A 23,153-nucleotide genomic window follows, 5' to 3' on the forward strand; every position below is an offset into this window, starting at 1 on the left:
GGATTGCCGTCGTTCGGCGAATCGCACGCAAGAACCGTGCACAACGGTTTATAGCCAGGCGACATTCGCGCATGCGCGGCTTTGACAGGCGGGGATGGCTGTAGCAGAGTACGCCCCTTTTTTCGGCCGCAGACGGTCGAGTTCGTTTCATTTGCAAGGAGTTCAACGATGAACGCAGTGGTGCTGGCGGTGGGGCTGATGCTCGTCCTCAGCCTTTGCCGTGTGCATGTCGTGCTGGCGCTGATCATCGGCGCGGTGGTCGGCGGACTGTTCGGTGGCCTAGGCCTGGAGGGGACTCTCAAGGCCTTCAACGGCGGCCTCGGCGGGGGTGCCACGGTGGCCCTGTCGTACGCCATGCTCGGCGCCTTCGCCGTGGCCATCGCCCGCTCCGGCGTGGCCCATGCGCTGGCCGACAAGGTCCTGGCGCTGCTCGGCCGGCACGACGAGCAGGGCAAGGGCGCCGGTGCGTTCAAGTGGATCCTGGTCGGCCTGCTGCTCTGCGTGGCGGTATCCTCGCAGAATATCCTGCCGATCCATATCGCCTTCATCCCGCTGCTGGTGCCGCCGCTGCTCTATGTGCTGAGCAAGCTGCAGATCGACCGGCGATTGATCGCCTGCGTCATCACCTTCGGCCTGATCACCCCGTACATGTTCCTGCCGGTGGGCTTCGGCAACATCTTCCTCAATGAAATCCTGCTGGCCAACGTGGCGCGCAACGGCGTCGACGTCAGCGGGATCAACGTCACCCACGCCATGTTCATCCCAGCCCTGGGCATGCTCGCCGGGTTGCTCATCGCGGTGCTGTTCAGCTACCGCCGCAAGCGCGTCTACGACTTGCAGCGGATCGAGCAGGCCGAACGCGTCGATGTCAGCTACAACCCGAAGAGCCTGGCGGTGGCCGGGGTATCCATCGTCGCCGCGTTCGTCGCACAGCTGTGGCTGGACTCGATGATCATCGGCGCGCTGGTCGGTTTCGTGGTCTTCTCGCTGTCCGGCGTGGTGCGCTGGAAGGAGACCGACGACCTGTTCACCGAAGGCATGAAGATGATGGCCACCATCGGTTTCATCATGATCGCCGCGGCCGGTTTCGCCGAGGTGATGAAGGCCACCGGCGAGGTGCAGAGCCTGGTCGACGCCTCGGTGGCCTGGATCGGCAACAGCAAGGCGGTCGGCGCCATGCTGATGCTGCTGGTCGGCCTGCTGGTCACCATGGGCATCGGCTCGTCGTTCTCCACCGTGCCGATCATCGCCGCGATCTTCGTCCCGCTGGCGGTGCAACTGGGCTTCAGCCCGCTGGCCATCGTCAGCATCGTCGGCACCGCCGGCGCGCTGGGGGATGCAGGTTCTCCGGCGTCGGACTCGACCCTTGGGCCGACCTCCGGGCTCAACGTCGACGGCCAACACAATCACATCTGGGACACCGTGGTGCCGACCTTCCTGCACTACAACCTGCCGTTGCTGGTGTTCGGCTGGGCCGCCGCGATGTTGCTCTGAGTTCCATCTCGGGCGGTCGCCTGACGGAATGTCGGGCCGGCCGCTTAAGCTTCCGACGGGATTGCCGATGAAACGGGAATCCCGTTTTTTATTGGGCGTCATGCTAGGAGTTGATGATGCGTCTGACCCTGAAATCCAAAGTCCTCCTGCTGGCCATGGTGCCGGTGCTGCTCTTCGCCCTGGTGCTCAGCGGCGGAGCGGTGCTGATCCTGAAAAAACAGGCTGATGCCGAAGTCAAGGATACCCGCGAGCGCCTGCTCGGCGACCGTCGTGCCGAACTCGAGCACTACGTGCAGATCGCCATGGGCAGTATCCAGGCCGAGTACGACCGCTCGGCCAACGGCGACCTGAATGCCCGCGCCGAGGCCATCGCGCGCCTGTCGAAGATCAAGTACGGCAAGGACGGCTATATCTTCGGCTACGACTCCCAGGTGGTGCGCCTGTTTCGCGGCGACAGCCCGGTGGACGTCGGCAAGAGCTTCCGCGACCGCCGCGATCCCAGCGGCGTCTACCTCAACCGCGAACTGGTGGAGGCCGGCCGCAACGGCAGCCACTACGTGACCTATACCTCGCCGCTGCCGGGCAACGAGAGCGTCATGGTGCCCAAGCTGTCCTACACCCTGTACCTGCCGAAGTGGGACATGGTTATCGGCTCGGCGATCAACCTCGACGGCGTCGAGGCCCAGTTGGTGGAAATCAAGCAGGACATCGACGAGCGTATCGGCACCCTGATCGCCAGTATCGTGGGGATCGCCGGCGTCCTTCTGGTGGTCCTGCTGGTGATCGGCCTGGCGGTGGCCAACGCGATGCTGCGGCCGTTGCACCAGATCCGCCAGAACCTCGATGACATCGCCGCCGGCGAAGGCGACCTGACCCGTCGCCTACCGGTGACCAGCCACGACGAGCTGGGCGAGCTGGCCGGTTCCTTCAACCGCTTCGTCGAGAAGATCCACGGTCTGGTGCGGCAGATCGCCGGGATGACCGGCGACCTCAAGCAACTGGTGGAGCAGATGTCGGCCCAGGCCGAGCGTTCCGAGCAGGCCATGGAGCGCCAGCGCCACGAGACCGACCAGGTCGCCACCGCGATCAACGAGATGTCCGCCGCCGCCCATGAAGTGGCGCAGAGCGCCCAGCGCGCCGCCGAGGCCGCGCAGCAGACCGACCACGAAGGCCAGGCGGCCAAGCGCGTGGTGGACGGCAGCATCGAGCGCATCCACGCGCTGGTGGACGAGATCCGCGACAGCGGGACTTCTCTGGATAGCCTACAGCAGGACGTGCAATCCATCGTCAGTGTGCTCGGGGTGATCCGCTCCATTGCCGAACAGACCAACCTGCTGGCGCTCAACGCGGCCATCGAGGCGGCCCGTGCCGGCGAGGCCGGACGTGGCTTTGCGGTGGTCGCCGACGAAGTGCGGGCGCTGGCCAGCCGCACCCAGCAGAGTACCCAGGAAATCCAGGGCATGATCGATCGCCTGCAGCAGGGCACCAACGCCGCGGTCGACGCCATGCGCCGTTCCGGCGAGGCCGGCGAGGGCACCAGCAACCAGGCCAACCAGGCCGGCGATTCGCTGGATGCCATCGCCCAGCTGATCGCCACCATCAACGCGATGAACGCGCAGATCGCCAGCGCCGCCGAGGAGCAGACCGCGGTGGCCGAGGAGATCAACCGCAGCGTGCACCAGATCGCCGGCGCGGTGGACAGCGTCGCCGACGAGGCCCAGCAGGGCGCGCAGACCGCCCGCAGCCTGGCGCAACTGGGCCAGGGCCTGGGCCGGCTGGTCGGTCAGTTCCGCATCTGACCCTTCCCCCGCGCGACCGCTGCCGGCAAAAGAGCCAGCCGGCAGTGGTGCGCCACAGAGCCTTCCTGTCATTATTCGGCGGAGTCGGCCGGCAGTCGTGAACGATCCACGTCCGCCGGCTGACTAATGCTTTGCTTCCCACTGCCAGATGGATTGGACATGCTCGACACGAAACTGGAATCCCGGACTTTTCTCCTGTTGCTGGCGGTGGTCACGCTCGCCTTCGGCTGGCTCTTGCTGCCGTTCTACGGCGCGGTGTTCTGGGGCACCATCTTGGCGATCATCTTCGCCCCGGTGCAACGCCGCCTGCAGGTGCGCCTGAGGGATCGGAAGAACCTCGCCGCGCTGATCACCCTGCTGATCTGCGTGCTGATCGTGATCATCCCGGTGATCTTCATCGCCGGTTCGCTGGTGCAGGAAGGCGCGAGCGTCTACCAGCGGGTCAAGTCCGGCGAACTGAACTTCGCCGCCTACCTGCAGCAGGCGGTGGCTGCCTTGCCGCCATCGGTGCACCAGTGGCTGGAGCGCTTCGACCTGGCCAATCTCTCGAGCCTGCAGGAGAAGCTCTCCTCGGTGGCGATGCAGGCCAGCCAGGTGGTGGCGACCAAGGCGTTCAGCATCGGCCAGAACACCCTCGACTTCGTCATCAGCTTCGGCATCATGCTCTACCTGCTGTTCTTCCTCCTCCGCGACGGTCGCGTGCTCGGCCGGCGGATCAAGCAGGCGGTGCCGCTGAGCCAGGAACACAAGCACCACCTGTTCGCCAAGTTCACCACGGTGATCCGCGCCACGGTGAAGGGCAACATCGCCGTGGCTGCCACCCAGGGCGCTCTCGGCGGTCTGATCTTCTGGCTGCTGGGCATCGAGGGCGCCTTGCTCTGGGGCACCCTGATGGCCTTCCTGTCGCTGCTGCCGGCCATCGGTGCGGCGCTGATCTGGGCGCCGGTGGCGGCCTACTTCCTGCTCACCGGGGCGATCTGGCAGGGTGTAGTGCTGATCCTGTTCTGCGTGGTGGTGATCGGCCTGGTGGACAACATCCTGCGCCCGATCCTGGTCGGCAAGGACACCAAGATGCCGGACTACGTGGTGCTGATCTCCACCCTCGGCGGCATGGCCCTGTTCGGTCTCAACGGCTTCGTCATCGGCCCGCTGATCGCTGCGCTGTTCATGGCCAGCTGGGACCTGTTCACTGGCCGCGAGGAAGAACCGCAGGCCTGAGTCGCGCCCGTGGCAGACGCGCCCCGCGAATGCGGGGCTTGTTCGTTTCAGGCCTTGAAGGTCAGCCACGGACGCAAGCGTGCCAGCGGCCGGATCAGCCCGGCACGCTCCTGGGCATCGATCACCGGCCCCACCGGCTTGTAGGCGCCCGGGGCCTCTTCGATGCGGCGCTCCTCACGGAGGGTCACGCAGTGCCAGGGCAGCGCGCTGTCGCCCGGGCCTTTCAGCGCTCGTAGCGCCTGCCGGCGGATGCTGCGGCCGGCCCCATGGCTGCAGGACCATAGCCAGTCCGGGTGGCCCAGGCCGCTGGCGATGTACGAGTAATCGCCCATCGAGCCGGGAATCAGCAGCAGATCGCCCTGGCGGGCCGGCGTGGCGCCCTTGCGGTGGAGATTCAGGCCCTGTTCCTGGAGCACCACGTTGTGCGGGACGTCCACCAGCAGGGCGCTGTCGTCGCGCTGGAAGGTCTCGCGCAAGACCTTGCGCACCAGCTCCGCCAGCACCACCCGGTTCAGCCAGGCATAGCGCGCAGCGCCACCCATGGCCTGGAGGTATTCTCCGGCCAGCTCGCCGCCCAGCGCGTAGAGGCCGGACGCGGGGTGGCGCCGGCCGCGCGGCCAGGCGGTGCGGGCACGGTCCATCCAGCGCTGGCCGACGTGAAAGCCGACATCGCGCGAGCCGCTGTGGATCATCACCACCAGTTCGTCGGCCCTGAGGCCCAGGGCGAAGGCCTGGTGGCGGTCGAGCAGGCGGTCCACCACCTGCAACTCGACGAAGTGATTGCCGGAACCGGTGGTACCCAGGCCGGGATCGCGGATCAGGCTGCGGCGGCGATCGCGCAAGGCCTCGGGGGCATACTCGAGACGCCCGCCGAATTCATCCAGGCCGATGCAGCCCTGTAACTCGCGGAACAGCCGCGCCTGGTCGACCTCGGCCCACAGGCCGTCTTCGCTGAGACGCTCCAGGCAGTGCCCGGGGCTTTCGGCGAACAGCGCTTCGAACGCCTGGACCCGCAATGGTACGTCGCGACCGTTACGCAGCAGGACGTGGGTCAGGCCGGCGACCAGGGCTTGCCTGTGCTCCTCGGCGCTGGACAGGGTCAGGCCGGTACGCAGCAGGCGCATGCCGCAATTGATGTCGGTGCCGATGGCAGCGGGAATGACGAAGTCCGCCGTACTGGCGACGATGGAGCCGACCGGGGCGATGCTGCCGGGATGGAAGTCCGGCGTGGCGCAGGCCTTGCAGACGTGCCCGGTGTCGCCGGGTGCCTGGACCGAGGCGAAGTCGAGCAACTGGCGCACGGCCTTTTCCTCCAGCGCGAAGCTGGCGGGCAGCAGGACCTGGGCCGAAGTACCGTCGTGACGACGGGTGAGGGTGACGATGTCCTGCTGGCGGTCGACGAGGATGCCGCTGCGCAGGAAGGCTTTTTCAAGCCGGGAATGTTTGGACATGACAGTGCCGCTCTACAGACAATGCGAAGCCGTCCGGTGGAAACCGGAGGCTGGCGTCTTTCCGCTCAGCAGCACAGGCGGGAAGGGAGCGCGGACTCTAAGGTCCGCGCGCGCCGCTGTCAACCGGCGGCGGACCTCGGCTTGAGCGCGCAGGTGGCGAGGAAGGTCGGCATGAAGCGGTCGATGACGAAGCGCGGGTGCGGTTGCCAGTCTTCGTAGAAATCCTGCAGCAGCAGGCCGGCGGCGAGCTGGCCGGCGATCTGCTGGGTCAGGCTATGGCCGAACACCAGGGCTTCGCCTTTCTCGCGCTTTGCCGCGAGGGCTTCGGCGGAGAGGCTTTCCAGGTCGGAGTAGGGCAGGCGATGTCGCGGCCGGATCAGGCCCTGCTCTGCCAGTTCCGGCGAGCGGTCCTCGATGAACAGCGCCGGGTTGTAGAAGCTCGCCAGCAGCTTGCCGCCCGGCCGCAGCACCCGCGCGCATTCGCGCCAGACCGGCAGGACATCGTCGACGTAGAGATTGGAGATGGGATTGAAGACCAGGTCGAAGGAGGCATCGGCGAAGGTCGAGAGGTCGCGCATGTCGCCCTGCACGCAGGCCAGTTCGAGGCGGTCGCGGGCGGCGACCTGGCGGTCCTTGTCCAGCTGTCCCGCCGAGGCGTCGAACAGCGTGACCCGTGCGCCGGCGGCGGCAAGGATCGGCGCCTGCTGGCCGCCGGCCGAGGCCAGGCAGAGGATCTCGCGGCCGCGTACGTCGCCCAGCCAGTGAGCGGGTAACGCGCCCGGGGTCAGCTTCACCGCCCAGTCGCCGCGGCGTGCGGCGGCGACCTCTTCGGCGCTGACCGGTCGCGACCATTCGCAGTCACGGGCGGCCTGGGCGTCCCAACTGGCGCTGTTGTGTCGCAGGACGTCGATATCGTGGAAGGTGGGCATGAGGCCTCCGGGTTCATCCATGGAGCGCGGAGCATGCCACGGTAGCGGGGCAGGGTGCGTGGGGCGGGCCAAAGAAAAACCCCGCCGAGGCGGGGTTTTCGTGGAGCGGGCGACTCAGCCGGCGAGGGCCAGGCCGGAACGCTGGAGGATTTCCAGCAGCGGCTGCGGGTAGACGCCGAGGAAGAACGCCAGCAGGGCGATGGCCACCAGCATGATGCCGCCGGCGCGCTGGCCCCAGTTGAACGGTGCGTCGTGCTGGCGGATGCCGGGCTCGACCAGGAACAGGGTGACCATGACCCGCAGGTAGTAGTACAGGCCGATGGCGCTGCCCAGCACCAGGGCGCCGATCAGCCACCACAGGTGCGACTCGACGCCGACCGCGATCACGTAGAACTTGCCGATGAAGCCGGCGGTCAGCGGGATGCCTGCCAGCGACAGCATCATCACGGTCATCACCGCGGTCAGTACCGGCCGGCGCCAGAACAGGCCGCGGTACTCGAACAGCGCATCGGCGTCGCGGCCGCTGTACGGGGTGGACATCAGGGTGATCACGCCGAACGCGCCGAGGGAGGTCAGTACGTAGGTGGCCAGGTAGACGCCGACCGCTTCCACGGCCATGCCCTTGCTGGCGATCAGGGCGACCAGCAGGTAGCCCAGGTGGGCGATGGACGAGTAGCCGAGCAGGCGCTTGATGTTGCTCTGGGTCAGTGCCAGCAGGTTGCCGAAGAGGATCGAGGCGACCGCGATGACGCTCAGGGAGATGTTCAGCAGTTGGTTGTCCAGGGCCGCAGGGGCGATCTGGAACAGCCGCAGCAGCACGGCGAACACCGCGACCTTGCTGGCGGTGGCGAGGAACGCCGAGACCGGCGCCGGGGCGCCTTCGTAGACATCCGGGGTCCACAGGTGGAAGGGCACCAGCGACAGCTTGAAGCCCAGGCCGACCAGCATCATGCCTACGCCAACGCTGACCAGCGGACCGCTCAGCACGTGCTCGGCGACCTTGGCGCCAAGGCCGGCGAAGCCCAGGGTACCGGACTCGGCGTAGAGCAGGGCCATGCCGAACAGCAGGAAGGCGGAGCCGGCGGCCGAGAGCACGGTGTACTTGATGCCGGCTTCCAGCGAGCGCTTGTTGAAGAAGGCGTAGGCGACCATCCCGTAGACCGGGACCGAGAGCAGCTCCAGGCCGATGAACAGGCTGGCCAGGTGCTGCGCGCTGACCAGCACCAGGCCGCCGGCGGTGGCCAGCAGCAGGAGCAGGTACAGCTCTTCGCGGTTACCCGGATAGCTTTCCATGTAGGCGTGGGCGAGGGTCACGCAGGCCAGGGCGGAGACCAGCACCAGGGCCATGTAGAAGCAGGCGTAGTTGTCCACCAGCACCAGCGGTGTCACCTCGATCGGGGTGACGCCGAGGACCGGCAGCAGCGACAGCAGGGCCAGGTTGAGGCCGATCACCGAGAGGGTGGCGGTGAACGAGTGATTGCGTTTCCAGGCTACCGCCAGCATCACCACCACCAGGGTGGCGCTGGTGATCAGCAGTGGCAGGAGCGCGATGAAGTGTTGGATCGTAAAGGTCATTTCGCGACTACCGTCCTGCAAGGGTGGAAAGGGCTGCGCCCAGCCATTGCTGCACGCCGTGCATGCTGGCCGCGGAGATGTCCAGCACTGGCTGCGGGTAGACCCCGAGCAGGACCAGCAGGACCGCCAGGCCGAGCACCATGCTCAGTTCGCGGGCATCGAGGCCGAGGATCGGCTCGTCGGACTGGCTGGGGCCGAAGTAGGCGCGGTGGATCATGATCAGCGAGTAGACCGAGGCGAAGACCAGGCCGAAGGTGGCGATCACGATGATCACCGGGACCACCTTGAAGGCGCCGATCAGGATCAGGAACTCCCCGACGAAGTTGCCGGTGCCGGGCAGGCCCAGCGACGCCGAGGCGAAGAACAGGCTGATCGCCGGCAGGTAGGGCATGCGCGACCACAGGCCGCCCATCTTGCGCATGTCGCGGGTATGCAGGCGCTCGTAGAGCTGGCCGCAGAGGATGAACAGCGCCGCGGCGGAGAGGCCGTGGGCGATCATCTGCACCACCACGCCCTGCAGCGCGACCTGGCTGCCGGAGTAGATGCCGATCATCACGAAGCCCATGTGCGAAACGCTGGAGTAGGCGACCAGGCGCTTGATGTCGGTCTGCGCGAAGGACAGCAGGGCACCGTAGAAGATGCCGATGATGCCGAGCCACATGGCGATCGGCGCGAATTCCGCCGAGGCGTTGGGGAACAGCGGCAGGGCGAAGCGGATCAGGCCGTAGGCGGCGGTCTTCAGGAGGATGCCGGCGAGGTCCACGGAGCCGGCGGTGGGCGCCTGGGCGTGGGCGTCCGGCAGCCAGGAATGCACCGGCACCACCGGCATCTTCACCGCGAAGGCGACGAAGAAGCCGAGCATCAGCAGCCATTCCACGTGGGGGCTCAGCTGGGTCTTCAGCAGGGTGGCGTAGTCGAAGGTGATCACGCCGGTGGCATTGAAGTTGACGAACACCAGGCCGAGGATCGCCACCAGCATCACCAGGCCGCTGGCCTGGGTGAAGATGAAGAACTTGGTGGCGGCGTAGATGCGGGTCTTCTTGCCGTCATCGGAACTGTGTCCCCACAGCGCGATGAGGAAGTACATCGGCACCAGCATCATTTCCCAGAAGAAGAAGAACAGGAACAGGTCGATGGCGAGGAACACGCCGATCACACCGCCCAGGATCCACAGCAGGTTCAGATGGAAGAAGCCGATGCGGCGCTGGATCTCGTTCCAGGAGCAGAGGACCGAGAGCACGCCGAGCAGGCCGGTGAGGGCGACCATCAGCAGCGACAGGCCATCCATCGCCAGGTGGATGCTGATGCCGAGACGCTCGATCCACAGCACCTTGAATTGCAGGGTCCATTCCGGCTCGCCGCCGGGCGCGGGCGCCAGCTGGAAGTCGCCGGTGGCCCAGATCCAAAGGCTCAGGATCAGGACCAGGGTCATCGAAAGCAGCGCGATCCAGCGGGGCAGGGTCTTGCTGCTGTGTTCGGCGATCCAGCAGAGGAAACCGCCGATGAAGGGGATCAGGATTAGCCAGGGCAGAATCATGACAGGCTCAGTCTCTCCGTGAATTCGTTAGGCCAGCAGCAGCGCGCCGAGCAGGATGGCGGCTCCACCCACCAGGGAAGCGGCGTACCAGCGCAGGCGGCCGTTCTCGGTGAGGCTGAGGAGGTTGTGTCCGCCGCGCACGCTGAACGGAACGACGCCCAGGGTACGGTCGATGGGGTCGCGCCCCAGCAATTGGCAGAGCAGCAGGTAGGGTTTCACGAACAGCTTGTCGTACAGCCAGTCGAAGCCCCAGGCGTGGTACCACCAGGTACCGAAGAAGCGACCCGAGGCGCTCTTCGCCAGGGCGCTGACGAAGCGGCGCTGGCCGAGGAAGAGCAGGGCGGCCAGCAGGATACCGGCGATGGCGATGGCACCCGAGGCCAGTTCCAGGCTGTGCTTGGCTTCGCCACCTGCGTGGCCGACGCTTTCCGGCAGGACGCCAGCCAGCGGCGGGGTGATCAGGGCGCCGACGAAGGTCGACAGGACGATCAGCACGCTGAGCGGCAACCAGTGGGAAATCCCGTGGCCGGCGTGGGCTTCGGTCTTCGGCTCGCCGTGGAAGGCGACGAAGATCAGGCGGAAGGTGTAGATCGAGGTCAGGAACGCACCCACCAGGCCGGCGATCAGCAGTTCGCGATGGCCGCTGGCGAAGGCCTCCCAGAGGATCTCGTCCTTGGAGTAGAAGCCCGCGGTGAGGAAGGGCAGGGCGGCCAGCGCCGCACCGCCGACCACGAAGCTGGCGTAGGCCAGCGGCAGCTTCTTCCACAAGCCGCCCATCTTGAAGATGTTCTGCTCGTGATGGCAGGCGACGATCACCGCGCCCGAGGCAAGGAACAGCAGGGCCTTGAAGAAGGCGTGGGTCATCAGGTGGAAGATCGCCGCGTCCCAGGCGCCGACGCCGAGGGCGAGGAACATGTAGCCGATCTGGCTCATGGTCGAGTAGGCGAGGATGCGCTTGATATCGGTCTGTACCAGGGCGGCGAAGCCGGCCAGGACCAAGGTCACCGCGCCGACGATGCCGACCAGTTCGAGGATGTCCGGGGCCAGGGTGAACAGGCCGTGGCAACGGGCGATCAGGTAGACGCCGGCGGTCACCATGGTGGCGGCGTGGATCAGCGCGGAGACCGGGGTCGGGCCGGCCATGGCGTCGGCCAGCCAGGTCTGCAGCGGCAGCTGGGCGGACTTGCCGACCGCGCCGCCGAGCAGGGCCAGGGTCGCCAGGGTCAGCCAGAGGTTGCCTTCCGGGAACTTCTGCGGCGCCAGCACCAGCAGCTCCTGGATGTTCAGGGTGCCGAACTGCTGGAACAGGATGAACAGGCCGAAAGCCATGAACACGTCGCCGACGCGGGTGACGATGAATGCCTTGAGCGCCGCGTTACCGTTGTTGCGATTGCTGTAGTAGAAGCCGATCAGCAGGTAGCTGCACAGGCCCACGCCTTCCCAGCCGAAGTAGAGGAACAGCAGGTTGTCGCCCAGCACCAGGAACAGCATGCTGGCGATGAACAGGTTGGTGTAGGCGAAGAAGCGCGAATAGCCGGTTTCGCCACGCATGTACCAGGAGGCGAACAGGTGGATCAGGAAGCCGACGCCGGTAACCACGCCGAGCATGGTTACCGAGAGGCCGTCCAGGTACAGGGTGAAGTTGGTGCTGAAGTCGCCGGCCGCCATCCACTGCCACAGCACCAGGCTGTAGGCGCCGCCTTCCGGCGGACTGCTGTGGAAGCTGAAGATGGCCCAGGCCGCGCTCAGGGCGGAGAGGCCGACCGAGCCGACGCCGACCAGCGCCGAAAGGTTTTCCGACCACCTGCCGCGGGAGAACGACAGCAGCAGGAAGCCGACCAGGGGGAACAGGAAGGTAAGAGGTAGAAGGTTCATCCGCGCATCTCGCTGGCAGCGTCGATATCGAGGGTGTGGAAGCGGCGATACAGTTGCAGCAGGATCGCCAGGCCGATGCTCGCTTCGGCGGCCGCGAGGCTCAGCACCAGGATGAACATCACCTGGCCGTCGGGTTGGCCCCAGCGGCTGCCGGCGACCACGAAGGCGAGGGCGGCGGCGTTCATCATCACTTCCAGGCTCATCAGTACGAACAGGATGTTGCGTCGCACCATCAAGCCGACCAGTCCGAGGGCGAACAGGACGCTGGCGAGGGCCAGGCCGTGTTCCAGTGGTATTGCGTTCATAGCGTTACGTTCCCTTGGGGCGGGCGCAGGGCGCCCGCCGAACCTTTATTGTTTGGCGTCTTGACGACCCAGGTGATAGGCAGCGACCAGGGCCGCGAGCAACAGCATGGAGGCCAGTTCGACCACCAGCAGGTACGGGCCGTAGAGGCTGATGCCGACCGCCTTGGCGTCTACCGTGGTATGGCCGATGCCGGCACCGCTCGGGGTGCGGGCGAGGACCACCAGCAGTTCCACCAGCAGGACCAGGGCCAGGGCCGAAGGCCCGACCCAGATGCCGGGCGTGAGCCACTTGCGCTCCTGCTCGACCACGGCCGGGCCGAGGTTGAGCATCATCACCACGAAGACGAACAGAACCATGATGGCGCCAGCGTAGACGATGATCTCCAGGGCACCGGCGAAGGGTGCGCCGAGGCTGAAGAAGGTCATCGAGATGGCCAGCAGGGAAATGATCAGGTAGAGCAGGGCATGCACTGGGTTGCTGTTGGTGATGACCCGCAGCGTGGCCAGTACGGCGACGCCGGCAGCGAAATAGAAAGCGAATTCCACGCGACGTCTCCTTATGGCAGCAGGCTTTTCACGTTGATCGGTTCGGCTTCGTTCTGCGCGGCGCCTTTCGGCTTGCCGGCGATCGCCATCCCCGCAACGCGGTAGTAGTTGTAGTCCGGGTTCTTGCCCGGCCCGGAGATCAGCAGGTCGTGCTTCTCGTAGACCAGGTCCTGGCGCTTGAACTCGCCCATCTCGAAGTCCGGGGTGAGCTGGATCGCGGTGGTCGGGCAGGCTTCCTCGCACAGGCCGCAGAAGATGCAGCGCGAGAAGTTGATGCGGAAGAACTCCGGATACCAGCGACCGTCCTCGGTCTCGGCCTTCTGCAGGGAGATGCAGCCAACCGGACAGGCCACGGCGCACAGGTTGCAGGCTACGCAGCGTTCCTCGCCGTCGGGGTCGCGGGTCAGGACGATCCGGCCACGATAGCGCGGCGGCAGGTAGACCGGCTCTTCGGGGTATTGCAGGGTGTCGCGCTTGCGGAAGGCATGGCCGAAGATCATCACCAGGCTGCGAAGCTGGGTGAAGGTGCCATGCACGACGTTGATGATTTCTTTGATCACGGTGGTTCTCCTTACTGGGCCGCGGCCAGCACGAGCGCGCCGGTCACCAGCAGGTTGATCAGGGTCAGCGGCAGGCACACCTTCCAGCTGAACGCCATCACCTGGTCATAGCGCGGACGCGGCAGCGAGGCGCGGATCAGGATGAAGAGCATGATGAAGAAGCCGGTCTTGGCGGCGAAGTAGAAGAACGACAGCCAGGGCAGGGTGTCCAGGAACGGACCGTGCCAGCCGCCGAAGAACAGGGTCGCCAGCAGCGCCGAGACCAGTACGATGCCGATGTACTCGCCGACGAAGAACATGCCCCATTTCATCCCGGCGTACTCGATGTGGTAGCCGTCCGCCAGTTCCTGCTCCGCTTCCGGCTGGTCGAACGGGTGACGGTGGGTCACGGCGACGCCGGCGATGATGAAGGTGCAGAAGCCGAAGAACTGCGGAATGATGAACCAGACGTTGTCGATCTGGTACTGGACGATGTCGCGCATGTTGAACGAGCCGACCTGGGCGACGATGCCCATCAGCGACAGGGCCAGGAACACCTCGTAGGAGATGGTCTGGGCCGAGGCGCGCAGGCTGCCGAGCAGGGCGAACTTGTTGTTGCTCGACCAGCCGGCGAACAGCACGGCGTACACCGTCAGGCCGGCCATGGCGAAGAAGAACAGGATGCCGATGTTCAGGTCCGCCACGCCCCAGGTGGGGGTGATCGGCACGATGGCGAAGGCGACGAGCAGGGCGCCCATCGCGATCACCGGGGCCAGGGTGAAGATCATCTTGTCGGCGAACGGCGGGGTCCAGTCCTCCTTGAAGAACATCTTGACCATGTCCGCGCCGAGCTGGAACGCACCGAACGGACCGACCCGGTTGGGGCCGTAGCGGTCCTGCCAGAGGCCGAGCAGGCGGCGCTCGACCCAGCTTAGCAGGGCGCCGCAGATGACCACGGCGAGCAGCACCACGATGGCCTTGACCACGGTGAGGATGATGGTGACCAGAGCGGGAGTCAGCCAACTCATTGTGCAGCCTCCTGCAGACCTTCCACGGAGCAGCCGGCGATCGCCGCCGGGATGCCGGCGAAGCCGACCGGCAGGCCGATCAGGCCGGCGCCGAGTTGTTCATCGATACGCAGCGGCAGGCGCAGGGCCTGGCCCTTGAGCTGGAAGCCGAGGGTCGCGCCGTCGTTGACGCCGAGGCGGTCCGCGTCTTCCTTGGACAGGGCGACGTAGGTCTCCGGGATGCGCTGCTGGATCGGCGCGGCCCGCGAGCTGTTTTCCTCGCTGCCGAACAGGTGGTACAGCGGCACTACCTTCCAGCTGTCGGCCTTGGCGCTGAACGGCACCGGCACGGCCTGGAACCAGTCGAGGCCTTCGCCCTTCGGTTCGATCAGGCGCACGCCGGGGTCGCCGGCGCGCAGGTGGCCGCCGACCTCGTCCTGGAACTTGTTCCAGGCCTGCGGCGAGTTCCAGCCCGGCGACCAGGCGAACGGGATCTGCTGACGGTCTTCCTGGCTGCCGGAGTAGCCTTCCATGGAGAAGGCGAACGCCGAGTCGATGTCCTGCGGGGTGCGCGGCTCGTGCACGCTGATATTGGCGCGCATGGCGGTACGCCCGCTGTAGCGGTGCGGTTCGCGGGCCAGCTTGAGGCCCTTGATGCGGAACGAGGCGGCCGGTGCGGCGTCGCGGATGCCGGCCAGGATCGGCTTGGCCTCGGCCACGGCTTCGGTGACGTGGTCCAACTGGGTCCAGTCGACGCGCTTGCCTTGCAGGGTGCTGTGGATCGCATGCAGCCAGCGCCAGCCCTCGCGGACCATGTTCCTGGCGTCGTAGTAGGTCGGGTCGAACACCTGGAAGAAGCGCTGGGCGCGGCCTTCCTGGCTGACCAGGGTGCCGTCGCCTTCGGCGAAGCTGGCCGCCGGCAGCACCAGGTGCGCCTTGGCGGTGGTGGCGGTCTGCTGGTGATCGGCGACAATCACCACCTTGGCCGCCGCCAGGGCCGCGTCGACACGGGCGGCGTCGGTGCGGCGATAGAGATCGTTCTCCAGCACCACCACGGCGTCGGCCTGTCCGGAGGTCAGTCGCTCGAGCGCGGCTTCCACGGAGTCGCCGCCGAAGAGCGCCAGGCCGAGGCTGTTGGCTTCGCCGACCACCAGGCTGATGGAACCGTTCTTCTCGCGCTGCTTGAGGGCCTTGGCGATGTTCGCCGCGGCTTCGATCAATGCCTTGTTGCCCAGCGAGTTGCCGGACACTACCAGCGGACGCTTGGCCGCCAGCAGGGCATCGGCGATGCGCTGGGCGAAGGCCTGGGCCTGAGGGTCGAGGTCGGCCACGGACGGGGCGCTTGGGTCGATCGCGTGGGCCACGGCGAAGCCGAGGCGAGCGAGATCGTCCGGCGCGGCGTGAACGGTTTCCTCGGCCACGTCGTCGAGGCGGGTCGCGCTGACGCTGGCGATGAACAGCGGGTTCTGCGCATGCTGGGCGATGTTCTTCACCGCGGCGTCGAGCCACGGCTGGACCTTCATGTCGGCAGCCATCTCGACGGCCTTGCCCTTCACCGACTGGCGCAGGGCCAGGGCGATGCGGGCGGCGGTCTGGGTCAGGTCCTCGCCGAGGACGAAGACCGCGTCGTGGTCCTCGATGTCGCGGATGCTCGGCACCGGCAGCGGGCCTTCCTGCATGACCTGCAGGATCAGGCGCAGGCGGTCGAGCTCGCCTTCGTTGATGCCGCTGTAGAAGTTGCCTTCGCCAACCAGCTCGCGCAGGGCGAAGTTGCTTTCCAGGCTGGCGCGCGGCGAACCGATGCCGACCACCTTGCGCTCCTTCAGCAGGGCGGCGGCCTGGTCGAGGGCGCCGTCCAGGCTCAGCTTCTGCTTGCTCAGCACCAGCAGCGGCTGGCGCGGACGGTCTTCGCGGTTGACGTAGCCGTAGCCGAAGCGACCGCGGTCGCAGAGGAAGTAGTGGTTGACCGAGCCGTTGTAGCGGTTCTCGATGCGGCGGATCTCGCCGTAGCGCTCGCCGGGGCTGATGTTGCAGCCGCTGGAGCAGCCGTGGCAGATGCTCGGGGCGAACTGCATGTCCCACTTGCGGTTGTAGCGCTCGGAGTGGGTCTTGTCGGTGAACACGCCGGTGGGGCAGACCTCGGTGAGGTTGCCGGAGAACTCGCTTTCCAGCACGCCGTCCTCGACCCGTCCGAAGTAGACGTTGTCGTGGGCGCCGTAGACGCCGAGGTCGGTGCCGCCGGCGTAGTCCTTGTAGTAGCGCACGCAGCGGTAGCAGGCGATGCAGCGGTTCATCTCATGGGCGATGAACGGGCCGAGTTCCTGGTTCTGGTGGGTGCGCTTGGTGAAGCGGTACCGGCGCTCGTTGTGGCCGGTCATCACCGTCATGTCCTGCAGGTGGCAGTGACCGCCTTCCTCGCACACCGGGCAGTCGTGCGGGTGGTTGGTCATCAGCCATTCGACGACGCTGGCGCGGAACTGCTTGGCCTCTTCGTCTTCGATGGAGATCCAGGTGTTGTCGGTGGCGGGGGTCATGCAGGACATGACGAGGCGACCACGCTTGTCGTTCTCGTCGGTGTACTGCTTCACCGCGCACTGGCGGCAGGCGCCGACGCTACCGAGCGCCGGGTGCCAGCAGAAGTAGGGAATGTCGAGACCGAGGGACAGACAGGCCTGCAGGAGGTTGTCTGCACCATCGACTTCGAGCGTCTTGCCGTCTACGTGGATAGTGGCCATGGTTCAAGTCTTCGTTGGCCCGTTGTCAGCGGGCGTGGCTAATAGAAACTCACGGTTCCGTCGGGCCTGCGGCCGGGCCGCGGCACGACGACGAAACATCGCCGGACGGCTGGCCGTCCGGCTGCAAAGCATCAGGCGCCGACCGTTGCCGGGCGCGGCGCGGCCGAAGGCTGGCGGGAGATGCCCGCCTCGAATTCGGCACGGAAATACTTGAGGGCGCTGCCCAGCGGCTCGACGGCTCCCGGCGCGTGGGCGCAGAAGGTCTTGCCTGGGCCGAGGAAGTTGACCAGCTGCTCGAGGGTCTCGAGGTCGCCGGGCTGGCCTTCGCCCCGCTCCAGGGCACGCAGCAGCTTCACGCTCCACGGCAGGCCATCGCGGCAGGGGGTGCACCAGCCGCAGGACTCGCGGGCGAAGAACTCTTCCATGTTGCGCAGCAGGGAAACCATGTTGATGCTGTCGTCCACCGCCATGGCCAGGCCGGTGCCCATCCGGGTGCCGACCTTGGCGATGCCGCCGGCGAACATCTGCGCATCCAGGTGCTCCGGGAGCAGGAAGCCGGTACCGGCGCCGCCGGGCTGCCAGGCCTTGAGCTGGAAGCCGTCGCGCATGCCGCCGGCGTAGTCCTCGAACAGCTCGCGGGCGCTGACGCCGAACGGCAGTTCCCACAGGCCGGGGTTCTTCACCTTGCCGGAGAAGCCCATCAGCTTGGTGCCCATGTCTTCGCTGCCGGGGCGGGCCAGGGTCTTGTACCAGTCCACGCCGTTGCCGACGATGGCCGGCACGTTGCACAGCGTCTCCACGTTGTTCACGCAGGTCGGCTTGCCCCAGACGCCGACGGCGGCAGGGAAGGGCGGTTTGGAACGCGGGTTGGCGCGGCGGCCTTCCAGCGAGTTGATCAGCGCGGTCTCTTCGCCGCAGATGTAGCGGCCGGCACCGGTGTGGACGAACAGCTCGAAATCGAAGCCGCTGCCGAGGATGTTCTTGCCGAGCAGGCCGGCGGCCTTGGCTTCGTCGATGGCGCGGTTGAGGTTGCGCGCCGCGTCGACGTATTCGCCGCGGAGGAAGATGTAGCCGCGGTAGGCCTTCAGCGCGCGCGCGGAAATCAGCATGCCTTCCACCAGCAGGTGCGGCAGCTGCTCCATGAGCATGCGGTCCTTCCAGGTGTTCGGCTCCATCTCGTCCGCGTTGCACAGCAGGTAGCGGATGTTCAGCGACTCGTCCTTCGGCATCAGGCCCCACTTCACGCCGGTGGGGAAGCCCGCGCCGCCGCGGCCCTTGAGGCCGGAGTCCTTGACGGTCTGGACGATGTCGTCCTGGGCCATCTGGGTCAGCGCCTTGCGCGCCGCGGCATAGCCGTCCTTGCTCTGGTATTCCTCGAGCCAGACGGGCTGGGCGTCTTCGCGCAGGCGCCAGGTCAGCGGATGGGTTTCCGCCGAACGCGCCATGCGGTTGGCCGGACCAATGGAGGTAAGGGTCATACGTAGGCCTCCAGCAGTTTGGCGACACCGTCGGGACGCACGTCGCCATGGGTGTCGTCGTCGATCATCAGCGCCGGGGCCTTGTCGCAGTTGCCCAGGCAGCAGACCGGGAGCAGGGTGAAGCGTCCGTCGGCGGTAGTCTGGCCGAGACCGATGCCGAGTTGCTTCTGGATCTCGCCGACCACCGACTCGTGGCCGCCGATGTAGCAGACCATGCTGTCGCAGACGCGGATGATGTGGCGGCCCACCGGCTGGCGGAATATCTGACTATAGAAGGTGGCGACGCCTTCGACGTCGCTGGCCGGGATCCCCAGCACCTCGCCGATCGCCGGGATGGCGCCGTCCGGCACCCAGCCGCGCTGTTTCTGGACGATCTTCAGGGCTTCGATGGACGCCGCGCGCGGGTCCTCGTAGTGATGCATTTCATGCTCGATGGACGAGCGCTCGGTTTCGCTGAGGACGAAACGGTCGGTCTGAATCAGGTTGCTCTGGCTCATGTCAGCGGTCCACGTCAGCCATAACGAAATCGATGCTACCCAGGTAGGCGATCAGGTCCGCGATCATGCTGCCGTTGATCACCGAGGGGATCTGTTGCAGGTGCGCGAAGCTGGGCGTCCGGATACGCGTGCGGTAGCTCATGGTGCTGCCGTCGCTGGTCAGGTAGTAGCTGTTGATACCCTTGGTCGCCTCGATCATCTGGAAGGCTTCGTTGGCCGGCATGACCGGGCCCCAGGAAACCTGCAGGAAGTGGGTGATCAGGGTTTCGATGTGTTGCAGCGTGCGTTCTTTCGGCGGCGGCGTGGTCAGCGGATGGTCGGCCTTGTACGGGCCTTCCGGCATGTTCTTCAGGCACTGTTCGATGATCCGCAGGCTCTGGCGCATCTCGCCCATCTTGACCATGCAGCGGTCGTAGGCGTCGCCGTTGTGGGCCAGCGGTACCTCGAACTCGAAGTTCTCGTAGCCGGAGTAGGGGCGGGCCTTGCGCAGGTCGAAGTCGCAACCGGTGGCGCGCAGGCCGGCGCCGGTGGTGCCCCACTCGAGGGCTTCCTTGGTGTTGTACTGGGCGACGCCGATGGTCCGGCCGCGCAGGATGCTGTTCTTCAGGGCCGCGGTCTCGTACTCGTCGAGGCGCTTGGGCATCCAGTCGAGGAACTCGCGGACCAGCTTGTCCCAGCCGCGCGGCAGGTCGTGGGCGACGCCGCCGATGCGGTACCAGGCCGGGTGCAGGCGGAAGCCGGTGATGGCCTCGACCACCTTGTAGGCGCGCTGGCGGTCGGTGAAGGTGAAGAACACCGGGGTCATGGCGCCGACGTCCTGGATATAGGTGCCCAGGTACAGCAGGTGGTTCAGGATACGGAAGAACTCCGCCATCATGATCCGGATCACGTCGACCCGCTGGGGCACCTTGATCCCGGCGAGCTTCTCCACCGAGAGTACGTAGGGCAGGTTGTTCATCACCCCGCCGAGGTAGTCGATGCGGTCGGTGTAGGGGATGAAACTGTGCCAGGACTGGCGCTCGGCCATCTTCTCGGCGCCGCGGTGGTGGTAGCCGATCTCCGGGACGCAGTCGATGATCTCCTCGCCGTCCAGTTGCAGGATGATGCGGAACGCGCCGTGGGCGGACGGGTGGTTCGGGCCGAGGTTGAGGAACATGTAGTCCTCGTTCTCGCCGTGGCGCTTCATGCCCCAGTCTTCCGGCTTGAAGCGCAGGGCTTCCTGCTCCAGGTCCTGCTTGGCGGCGGACAGGGAGTAGGGATCGAACTCGGTGGCGCGCGCCGGGTAGTCCTTGCGCAGCGGATGGCCCTGCCAGGTCGGCGGCATCAGCATGCGGGTCAGGTGCGGGTGGCCGGTGAAGGTGATGCCGTACATGTCCCACACTTCGCGCTCGTACCAGTTGGCGTTGGGCCAGATACGGGTGGCGGTGGGCAGGTTGAGGTCGCGCTCGGACAAGGCGACCTTGATCATCACGTCACTATTACGCTCCAGCGACATCAGGTGGTAGAACACGCTGAAGTCGGCGCTCGGCAGGCCGCGGCGATGGGTGCGCAGCCGCTCGTCGACGCCGTGCAGGTCGTAGAGCATCACGTAGGGCTTGGGTACCTGACGGAGGAAGGTCAGGACTTCGATCAGTCTTTCGCGCGGAACCCAGAGCACCGGCATGCCGGTACGGGTGGGCTGGACGGTGAAGGTCTCGGCGCCAAAGCGGGAATTCAGTTCGACGACGATATCCTGGTCGTCTGCCTTGTAAGGCGGGATGTACAGAGCGGAGTCTGCAGTCATGGTCTCGGTCGCTTTCGGTCAACGGTGGGGTGAACGCGGCTGGTCTCGGCCGGCCAGCGGGGCTGGCCGGGAGTTCCGGATCACACTTCGTCGGGGCTGCGCAGGTTGGTCACCTGGATGCGCTGCTCGCGTTTCAGGTCTTTCTGGGCCGGCATTTCGGCGCGGTAGACCCCCTGGTCACCAACGACCCAGGACAGCGGGCGGCGCTCCTGGCCGATGGATTCCTGCAACAGCATCAGGCCTTGCAGGAACGCCTCCGGACGGGGCGGGCAGCCGGGGATGTAGACGTCCACGGGGAGGAACTTGTCGACCCCCTGGACCACCGAATAGATGTCGTACATGCCGCCGGAATTGGCGCACGAGCCCATGGAGATGACCCACTTGGGTTCGAGCATCTGCTCGTAGAGGCGCTGGATGACCGGGGCCATCTTGATGAAGCAGGTGCCGGCGATGACCATGAAGTCGGCCTGGCGCGGCGACGCCCGGATCACTTCGGCGCCGAAGCGGGCGATATCGTGCGGCGCGGTGAAGGCGGTGGTCATCTCCACGTAGCAGCACGACAGCCCGAAGTTATAGGGCCAGAGCGAGTTCTTGCGACCCCAGTTGACGGTGGAGTTCAGCACATCCTCGAGCTTGCCCATGAAGATGTTCTTGTGAACCTGGCCCTCGACCAGCGGGTCGGCTACGGTTTCCCGTTCGCCTATCGGGTATTGGTCGTTGGCCGCATCGGGATCGATCCGGGTAAGTTTGTATTGCATCGCCAAAGCCTCATTGTTTTAGCTTCGCCTGCCGCTTGCGACGGCTTTCGGGAGCCCAATCGAGCGCACCGATCCGCCAAAGATAGACAAGACCCGCCAACAGAATTGCTATGAAAATGGTTGCCTCGATCAGGCCGGCCCAGCCGCTTTCGCGAACCGACACCGACCAGGCGAAGAGGAAGAGGGCTTCGACGTCGAAGATCACGAAGAGCATCGCGACCAGATAGAATTTTGCCGAGAGACGCAGGCGTGCGCCTCCGGTGGGGACGATCCCGGATTCGAAGGGTTCGTTCTTGCTGCGACCAAATGCCTTGCTGCCAAGCAGGGACGAAACCCCTAGCATGAAGGCGAGAAGGCCAACGACCCCTAGAAGGAAGGCAGCGAATCCCCAGTGATGAGCTGCAAGTTCAGCTGGGTTTGGCATGCTGATACTCCTTCTGTACCGGATATATAAGATCGTGGGTTCTGGGCGCAATGCCCGACTTCTTGTGCAACCCGCTGCGTAGTGAGCTAAGGGTTGTATGTATCTTTCCGATTTTATGCCCAAAGCGCCGGACAAGTAAATTTTTCTAACACAAACAGACGCTTCTCTGCTTTTTCCAGCGCTTTGGTTAATCCCCGAAACCCTCGTGAATGCTGTCTTTGCGAGAAATGGCGCGGCCTGGCTGGCTTTTGGTCGTATTGCCGCGAAGCGTGGTGGAGGGCTCTTTGCAAGGCTTCAAACGATAATGAATATCGTTTGCAATGTCGCATCCGTATAACTTCGCTACATATATTCTTCGCCGCGTTACTATTGTTTACCCTTTTATTGGTAATTACTCTCGCCCAATCCGTTATTGCATTAAACCGGGAATATTCTCCGGGCCGGGCGCATGGCGGTTTTTCTTCTTTCCGCACCATGGCAACCCGGCTGCGGCGCCGCCTGGGGCTGCGCCCGCGGTTCTTCGTGACGGATGCGAAGGCGCTGGGCAAGGTTTGCGGCGGTTCGCTTCGCAGCGTAGATGTAGTCGCTCCGGAGGTGCGCTACCTGGGGGCTGCGGTAGCGACCCGGGGTTTCTTGCCGACCCAGGCCCAGACCATTTCGCAGGCGATCGGCTGGTTGCCGTTCTCGTCGCTGACCAACACCGCCACGCGGACCTCGCCCTTGTCCTGTTGCCGGATCTGCTCGATCTGTCCGGCCTCCAGCGTCGCGATGGCGGTCAGGTCGCCCTGGGCGCGCTTGAGATAGTCGATCTTCATGGTCTTGATCAGCGGCAGCTTGTCGTCCGGTACGTTCATTCCGACCAGGAAGCCGCTGGCCGACTCGGCGAGCAAGGCCATCGCCGCGGCATGGATACCTTTTATGTGGTTCTGCACCGGCCGACGGTTCTTCAGGCTGAGGATGGCGCGCTGCTGCCCCAGTTCATGGATGCGCACCCTCGCCGTGCCGGCGAAGCGCACCTGGGAGCCCAGCAGCAGCGTCAGGCTGCGGCTGCGCAGGCGGCGGGGGAGGAGGTTGATGGCGCCGACGGCGCGGCTGAGACGATTGCGCTTGGGCATGCTGGCGTCCTTCCATAGAGAGGGGAGCCTGCATTCCACCCGCTTTGCCCGGGCTTGCCCACGGCTGTAGCGGCGACCTGCGCCGGCA

The 23,153-nt window shown here is 65.8% G+C and carries 19 protein-coding genes; 3 read left to right on the forward strand and 16 right to left on the reverse strand.

Features of this window, described 5'->3' with window-relative positions:
• The first annotated feature begins 168 nt into the window (after positions 1 to 168).
• The 3 genes from FHW81_RS26510 (at position 169) to FHW81_RS26520 (ending at position 4,511) form a co-directional block, all read left to right on the forward strand.
• Positions 169 to 1,494 (forward strand): Na+/H+ antiporter family protein, encoded by a 1,326-nt coding sequence (locus tag FHW81_RS26510; protein ID WP_003113382.1) that lies wholly within the window; start codon positions 169 to 171, stop codon positions 1,492 to 1,494.
• A gap of 113 nt (positions 1,495 to 1,607) precedes the next feature.
• Positions 1,608 to 3,293, forward strand: coding sequence for a methyl-accepting chemotaxis protein (locus FHW81_RS26515; protein WP_003143814.1), 1,686 nt, complete (start codon positions 1,608 to 1,610; stop codon positions 3,291 to 3,293).
• A 159-nt stretch (positions 3,294 to 3,452) separates the two neighbouring features.
• Positions 3,453 to 4,511 (forward strand): AI-2E family transporter, encoded by a 1,059-nt coding sequence (locus FHW81_RS26520; protein ID WP_003113380.1) that lies wholly within the window; start codon positions 3,453 to 3,455, stop codon positions 4,509 to 4,511.
• Positions 4,512 to 4,558: 47 nt separating this feature from the next.
• Here the strand turns inward: FHW81_RS26520 and FHW81_RS26525 are convergent, their stop codons facing one another.
• From FHW81_RS26525 to FHW81_RS26600, 16 genes are all read right to left on the reverse strand, one after another.
• Positions 4,559 to 5,962, reverse strand: a complete 1,404-nt coding sequence (locus FHW81_RS26525; RefSeq protein ID WP_003116715.1) for an RtcB family protein — start codon at positions 5,960 to 5,962, stop codon at positions 4,559 to 4,561.
• A gap of 119 nt (positions 5,963 to 6,081) precedes the next feature.
• A complete protein-coding gene (locus tag FHW81_RS26530) occupies positions 6,082 to 6,891 on the reverse strand; it encodes a class I SAM-dependent methyltransferase (protein ID WP_003138925.1) in 810 nt (269 codons plus the stop codon).
• Between the two features lie 114 nt (positions 6,892 to 7,005).
• The gene (gene nuoN, locus FHW81_RS26535) at positions 7,006 to 8,466 is read right to left on the reverse strand and encodes an NADH-quinone oxidoreductase subunit NuoN (protein ID WP_023091232.1); all 1,461 of its coding nucleotides are present in this window, start codon (positions 8,464 to 8,466) and stop codon (positions 7,006 to 7,008) included.
• Between the two features lie 7 nt (positions 8,467 to 8,473).
• On the reverse strand, positions 8,474 to 10,003 hold the full coding sequence (gene nuoM / locus FHW81_RS26540) for an NADH-quinone oxidoreductase subunit M (protein WP_003097684.1): 1,530 nt from the start codon (positions 10,001 to 10,003) through the stop codon (positions 8,474 to 8,476).
• Between the two features lie 27 nt (positions 10,004 to 10,030).
• Positions 10,031 to 11,878 carry an NADH-quinone oxidoreductase subunit L gene (gene nuoL / locus FHW81_RS26545; RefSeq protein ID WP_023091233.1) on the reverse strand — a complete coding sequence of 616 codons (1,848 nt, stop codon included), beginning with the start codon at positions 11,876 to 11,878 and terminating at the stop codon, positions 10,031 to 10,033.
• Positions 11,875 to 12,183 carry an NADH-quinone oxidoreductase subunit NuoK gene (gene nuoK / locus FHW81_RS26550; protein WP_003090475.1) on the reverse strand — a complete coding sequence of 103 codons (309 nt, stop codon included), beginning with the start codon at positions 12,181 to 12,183 and terminating at the stop codon, positions 11,875 to 11,877. Before nuoK ends, nuoL begins: the two co-directional genes overlap by 4 nt.
• 45 nt (positions 12,184 to 12,228) lie before the next feature.
• Entirely contained in the window at positions 12,229 to 12,729 is a 501-nt protein-coding gene (gene nuoJ / locus FHW81_RS26555) for an NADH-quinone oxidoreductase subunit J (protein ID WP_003090473.1), read from the reverse strand.
• Between the two features lie 11 nt (positions 12,730 to 12,740).
• Positions 12,741 to 13,289 carry an NADH-quinone oxidoreductase subunit NuoI gene (gene nuoI, locus FHW81_RS26560; RefSeq protein ID WP_003090467.1) on the reverse strand — a complete coding sequence of 183 codons (549 nt, stop codon included), beginning with the start codon at positions 13,287 to 13,289 and terminating at the stop codon, positions 12,741 to 12,743.
• 11 nt (positions 13,290 to 13,300) lie between these two features.
• A complete protein-coding gene (gene nuoH / locus FHW81_RS26565; RefSeq protein WP_003090465.1) occupies positions 13,301 to 14,296 on the reverse strand; it encodes an NADH-quinone oxidoreductase subunit NuoH in 996 nt (331 codons plus the stop codon).
• Positions 14,293 to 17,010 (reverse strand): NADH-quinone oxidoreductase subunit NuoG, encoded by a 2,718-nt coding sequence (gene nuoG / locus FHW81_RS26570; RefSeq protein WP_003122603.1) that lies wholly within the window; start codon positions 17,008 to 17,010, stop codon positions 14,293 to 14,295. The genes nuoH and nuoG overlap by 4 nt, the downstream gene beginning before the upstream one ends.
• Positions 17,011 to 17,141: 131 nt before the next feature.
• Complete coding sequence (gene nuoF / locus FHW81_RS26575; protein ID WP_003097674.1) at positions 17,142 to 18,488, reverse strand: NADH-quinone oxidoreductase subunit NuoF; 1,347 nt, start codon at positions 18,486 to 18,488, stop codon at positions 17,142 to 17,144.
• On the reverse strand, positions 18,485 to 18,985 hold the full coding sequence (nuoE, locus tag FHW81_RS26580; protein WP_003090460.1) for an NADH-quinone oxidoreductase subunit NuoE: 501 nt from the start codon (positions 18,983 to 18,985) through the stop codon (positions 18,485 to 18,487). Before nuoE ends, nuoF begins: the two co-directional genes overlap by 4 nt.
• 1 nt (position 18,986) lies before the next feature.
• Positions 18,987 to 20,768 carry an NADH-quinone oxidoreductase subunit C/D gene (nuoC, locus tag FHW81_RS26585; RefSeq protein WP_003090458.1) on the reverse strand — a complete coding sequence of 594 codons (1,782 nt, stop codon included), beginning with the start codon at positions 20,766 to 20,768 and terminating at the stop codon, positions 18,987 to 18,989.
• An 80-nt stretch (positions 20,769 to 20,848) separates the two neighbouring features.
• The gene (locus FHW81_RS26590) at positions 20,849 to 21,526 is read right to left on the reverse strand and encodes a NuoB/complex I 20 kDa subunit family protein (RefSeq protein ID WP_003090455.1); all 678 of its coding nucleotides are present in this window, start codon (positions 21,524 to 21,526) and stop codon (positions 20,849 to 20,851) included.
• A gap of 10 nt (positions 21,527 to 21,536) precedes the next feature.
• Entirely contained in the window at positions 21,537 to 21,950 is a 414-nt protein-coding gene (locus tag FHW81_RS26595) for an NADH-quinone oxidoreductase subunit A (protein WP_003090452.1), read from the reverse strand.
• Between the two features lie 599 nt (positions 21,951 to 22,549).
• Positions 22,550 to 23,104 carry a DUF4442 domain-containing protein gene (locus FHW81_RS26600; protein ID WP_073657688.1) on the reverse strand — a complete coding sequence of 185 codons (555 nt, stop codon included), beginning with the start codon at positions 23,102 to 23,104 and terminating at the stop codon, positions 22,550 to 22,552.
• Between the last annotated feature and the right edge of the window lie 49 nt (positions 23,105 to 23,153).

It is taken from the genome of Pseudomonas sp. RC10-4-2 (genome assembly GCF_050433085.1).
GTDB lineage: Bacteria > Pseudomonadota > Gammaproteobacteria > Pseudomonadales > Pseudomonadaceae > Pseudomonas > Pseudomonas aeruginosa.

Coding starts and splice junctions, on each gene's coding strand:
- nuoF (WP_003097674.1), bottom strand. CDS start 18,488: ATGACCCTTACCTCCATTGGTCCGGCCAACCGCATGGCGCGTTCGGCG.
- FHW81_RS26520 (WP_003113380.1), top strand. CDS start 3,453: ATGCTCGACACGAAACTGGAATCCCGGACTTTTCTCCTGTTGCTGGCG.
- nuoL (WP_023091233.1), bottom strand. CDS start 11,878: ATGAACCTTCTACCTCTTACCTTCCTGTTCCCCCTGGTCGGCTTCCTG.
- nuoG (WP_003122603.1), bottom strand. CDS start 17,010: ATGGCCACTATCCACGTAGACGGCAAGACGCTCGAAGTCGATGGTGCA.
- FHW81_RS26590 (WP_003090455.1), bottom strand. CDS start 21,526: ATGCAATACAAACTTACCCGGATCGATCCCGATGCGGCCAACGACCAA.
- FHW81_RS26595 (WP_003090452.1), bottom strand. CDS start 21,950: ATGCCAAACCCAGCTGAACTTGCAGCTCATCACTGGGGATTCGCTGCC.
- FHW81_RS26530 (WP_003138925.1), bottom strand. CDS start 6,891: ATGCCCACCTTCCACGATATCGACGTCCTGCGACACAACAGCGCCAGT.
- FHW81_RS26515 (WP_003143814.1), top strand. CDS start 1,608: ATGATGCGTCTGACCCTGAAATCCAAAGTCCTCCTGCTGGCCATGGTG.
- nuoC (WP_003090458.1), bottom strand. CDS start 20,768: ATGACTGCAGACTCCGCTCTGTACATCCCGCCTTACAAGGCAGACGAC.
- FHW81_RS26525 (WP_003116715.1), bottom strand. CDS start 5,962: ATGTCCAAACATTCCCGGCTTGAAAAAGCCTTCCTGCGCAGCGGCATC.
- nuoN (WP_023091232.1), bottom strand. CDS start 8,466: ATGACCTTTACGATCCAACACTTCATCGCGCTCCTGCCACTGCTGATC.
- nuoK (WP_003090475.1), bottom strand. CDS start 12,183: ATGAACGCAATACCACTGGAACACGGCCTGGCCCTCGCCAGCGTCCTG.
- nuoH (WP_003090465.1), bottom strand. CDS start 14,296: ATGAGTTGGCTGACTCCCGCTCTGGTCACCATCATCCTCACCGTGGTC.
- nuoM (WP_003097684.1), bottom strand. CDS start 10,003: ATGATTCTGCCCTGGCTAATCCTGATCCCCTTCATCGGCGGTTTCCTC.
- nuoE (WP_003090460.1), bottom strand. CDS start 18,985: ATGAGCCAGAGCAACCTGATTCAGACCGACCGTTTCGTCCTCAGCGAA.
- FHW81_RS26510 (WP_003113382.1), top strand. CDS start 169: ATGAACGCAGTGGTGCTGGCGGTGGGGCTGATGCTCGTCCTCAGCCTT.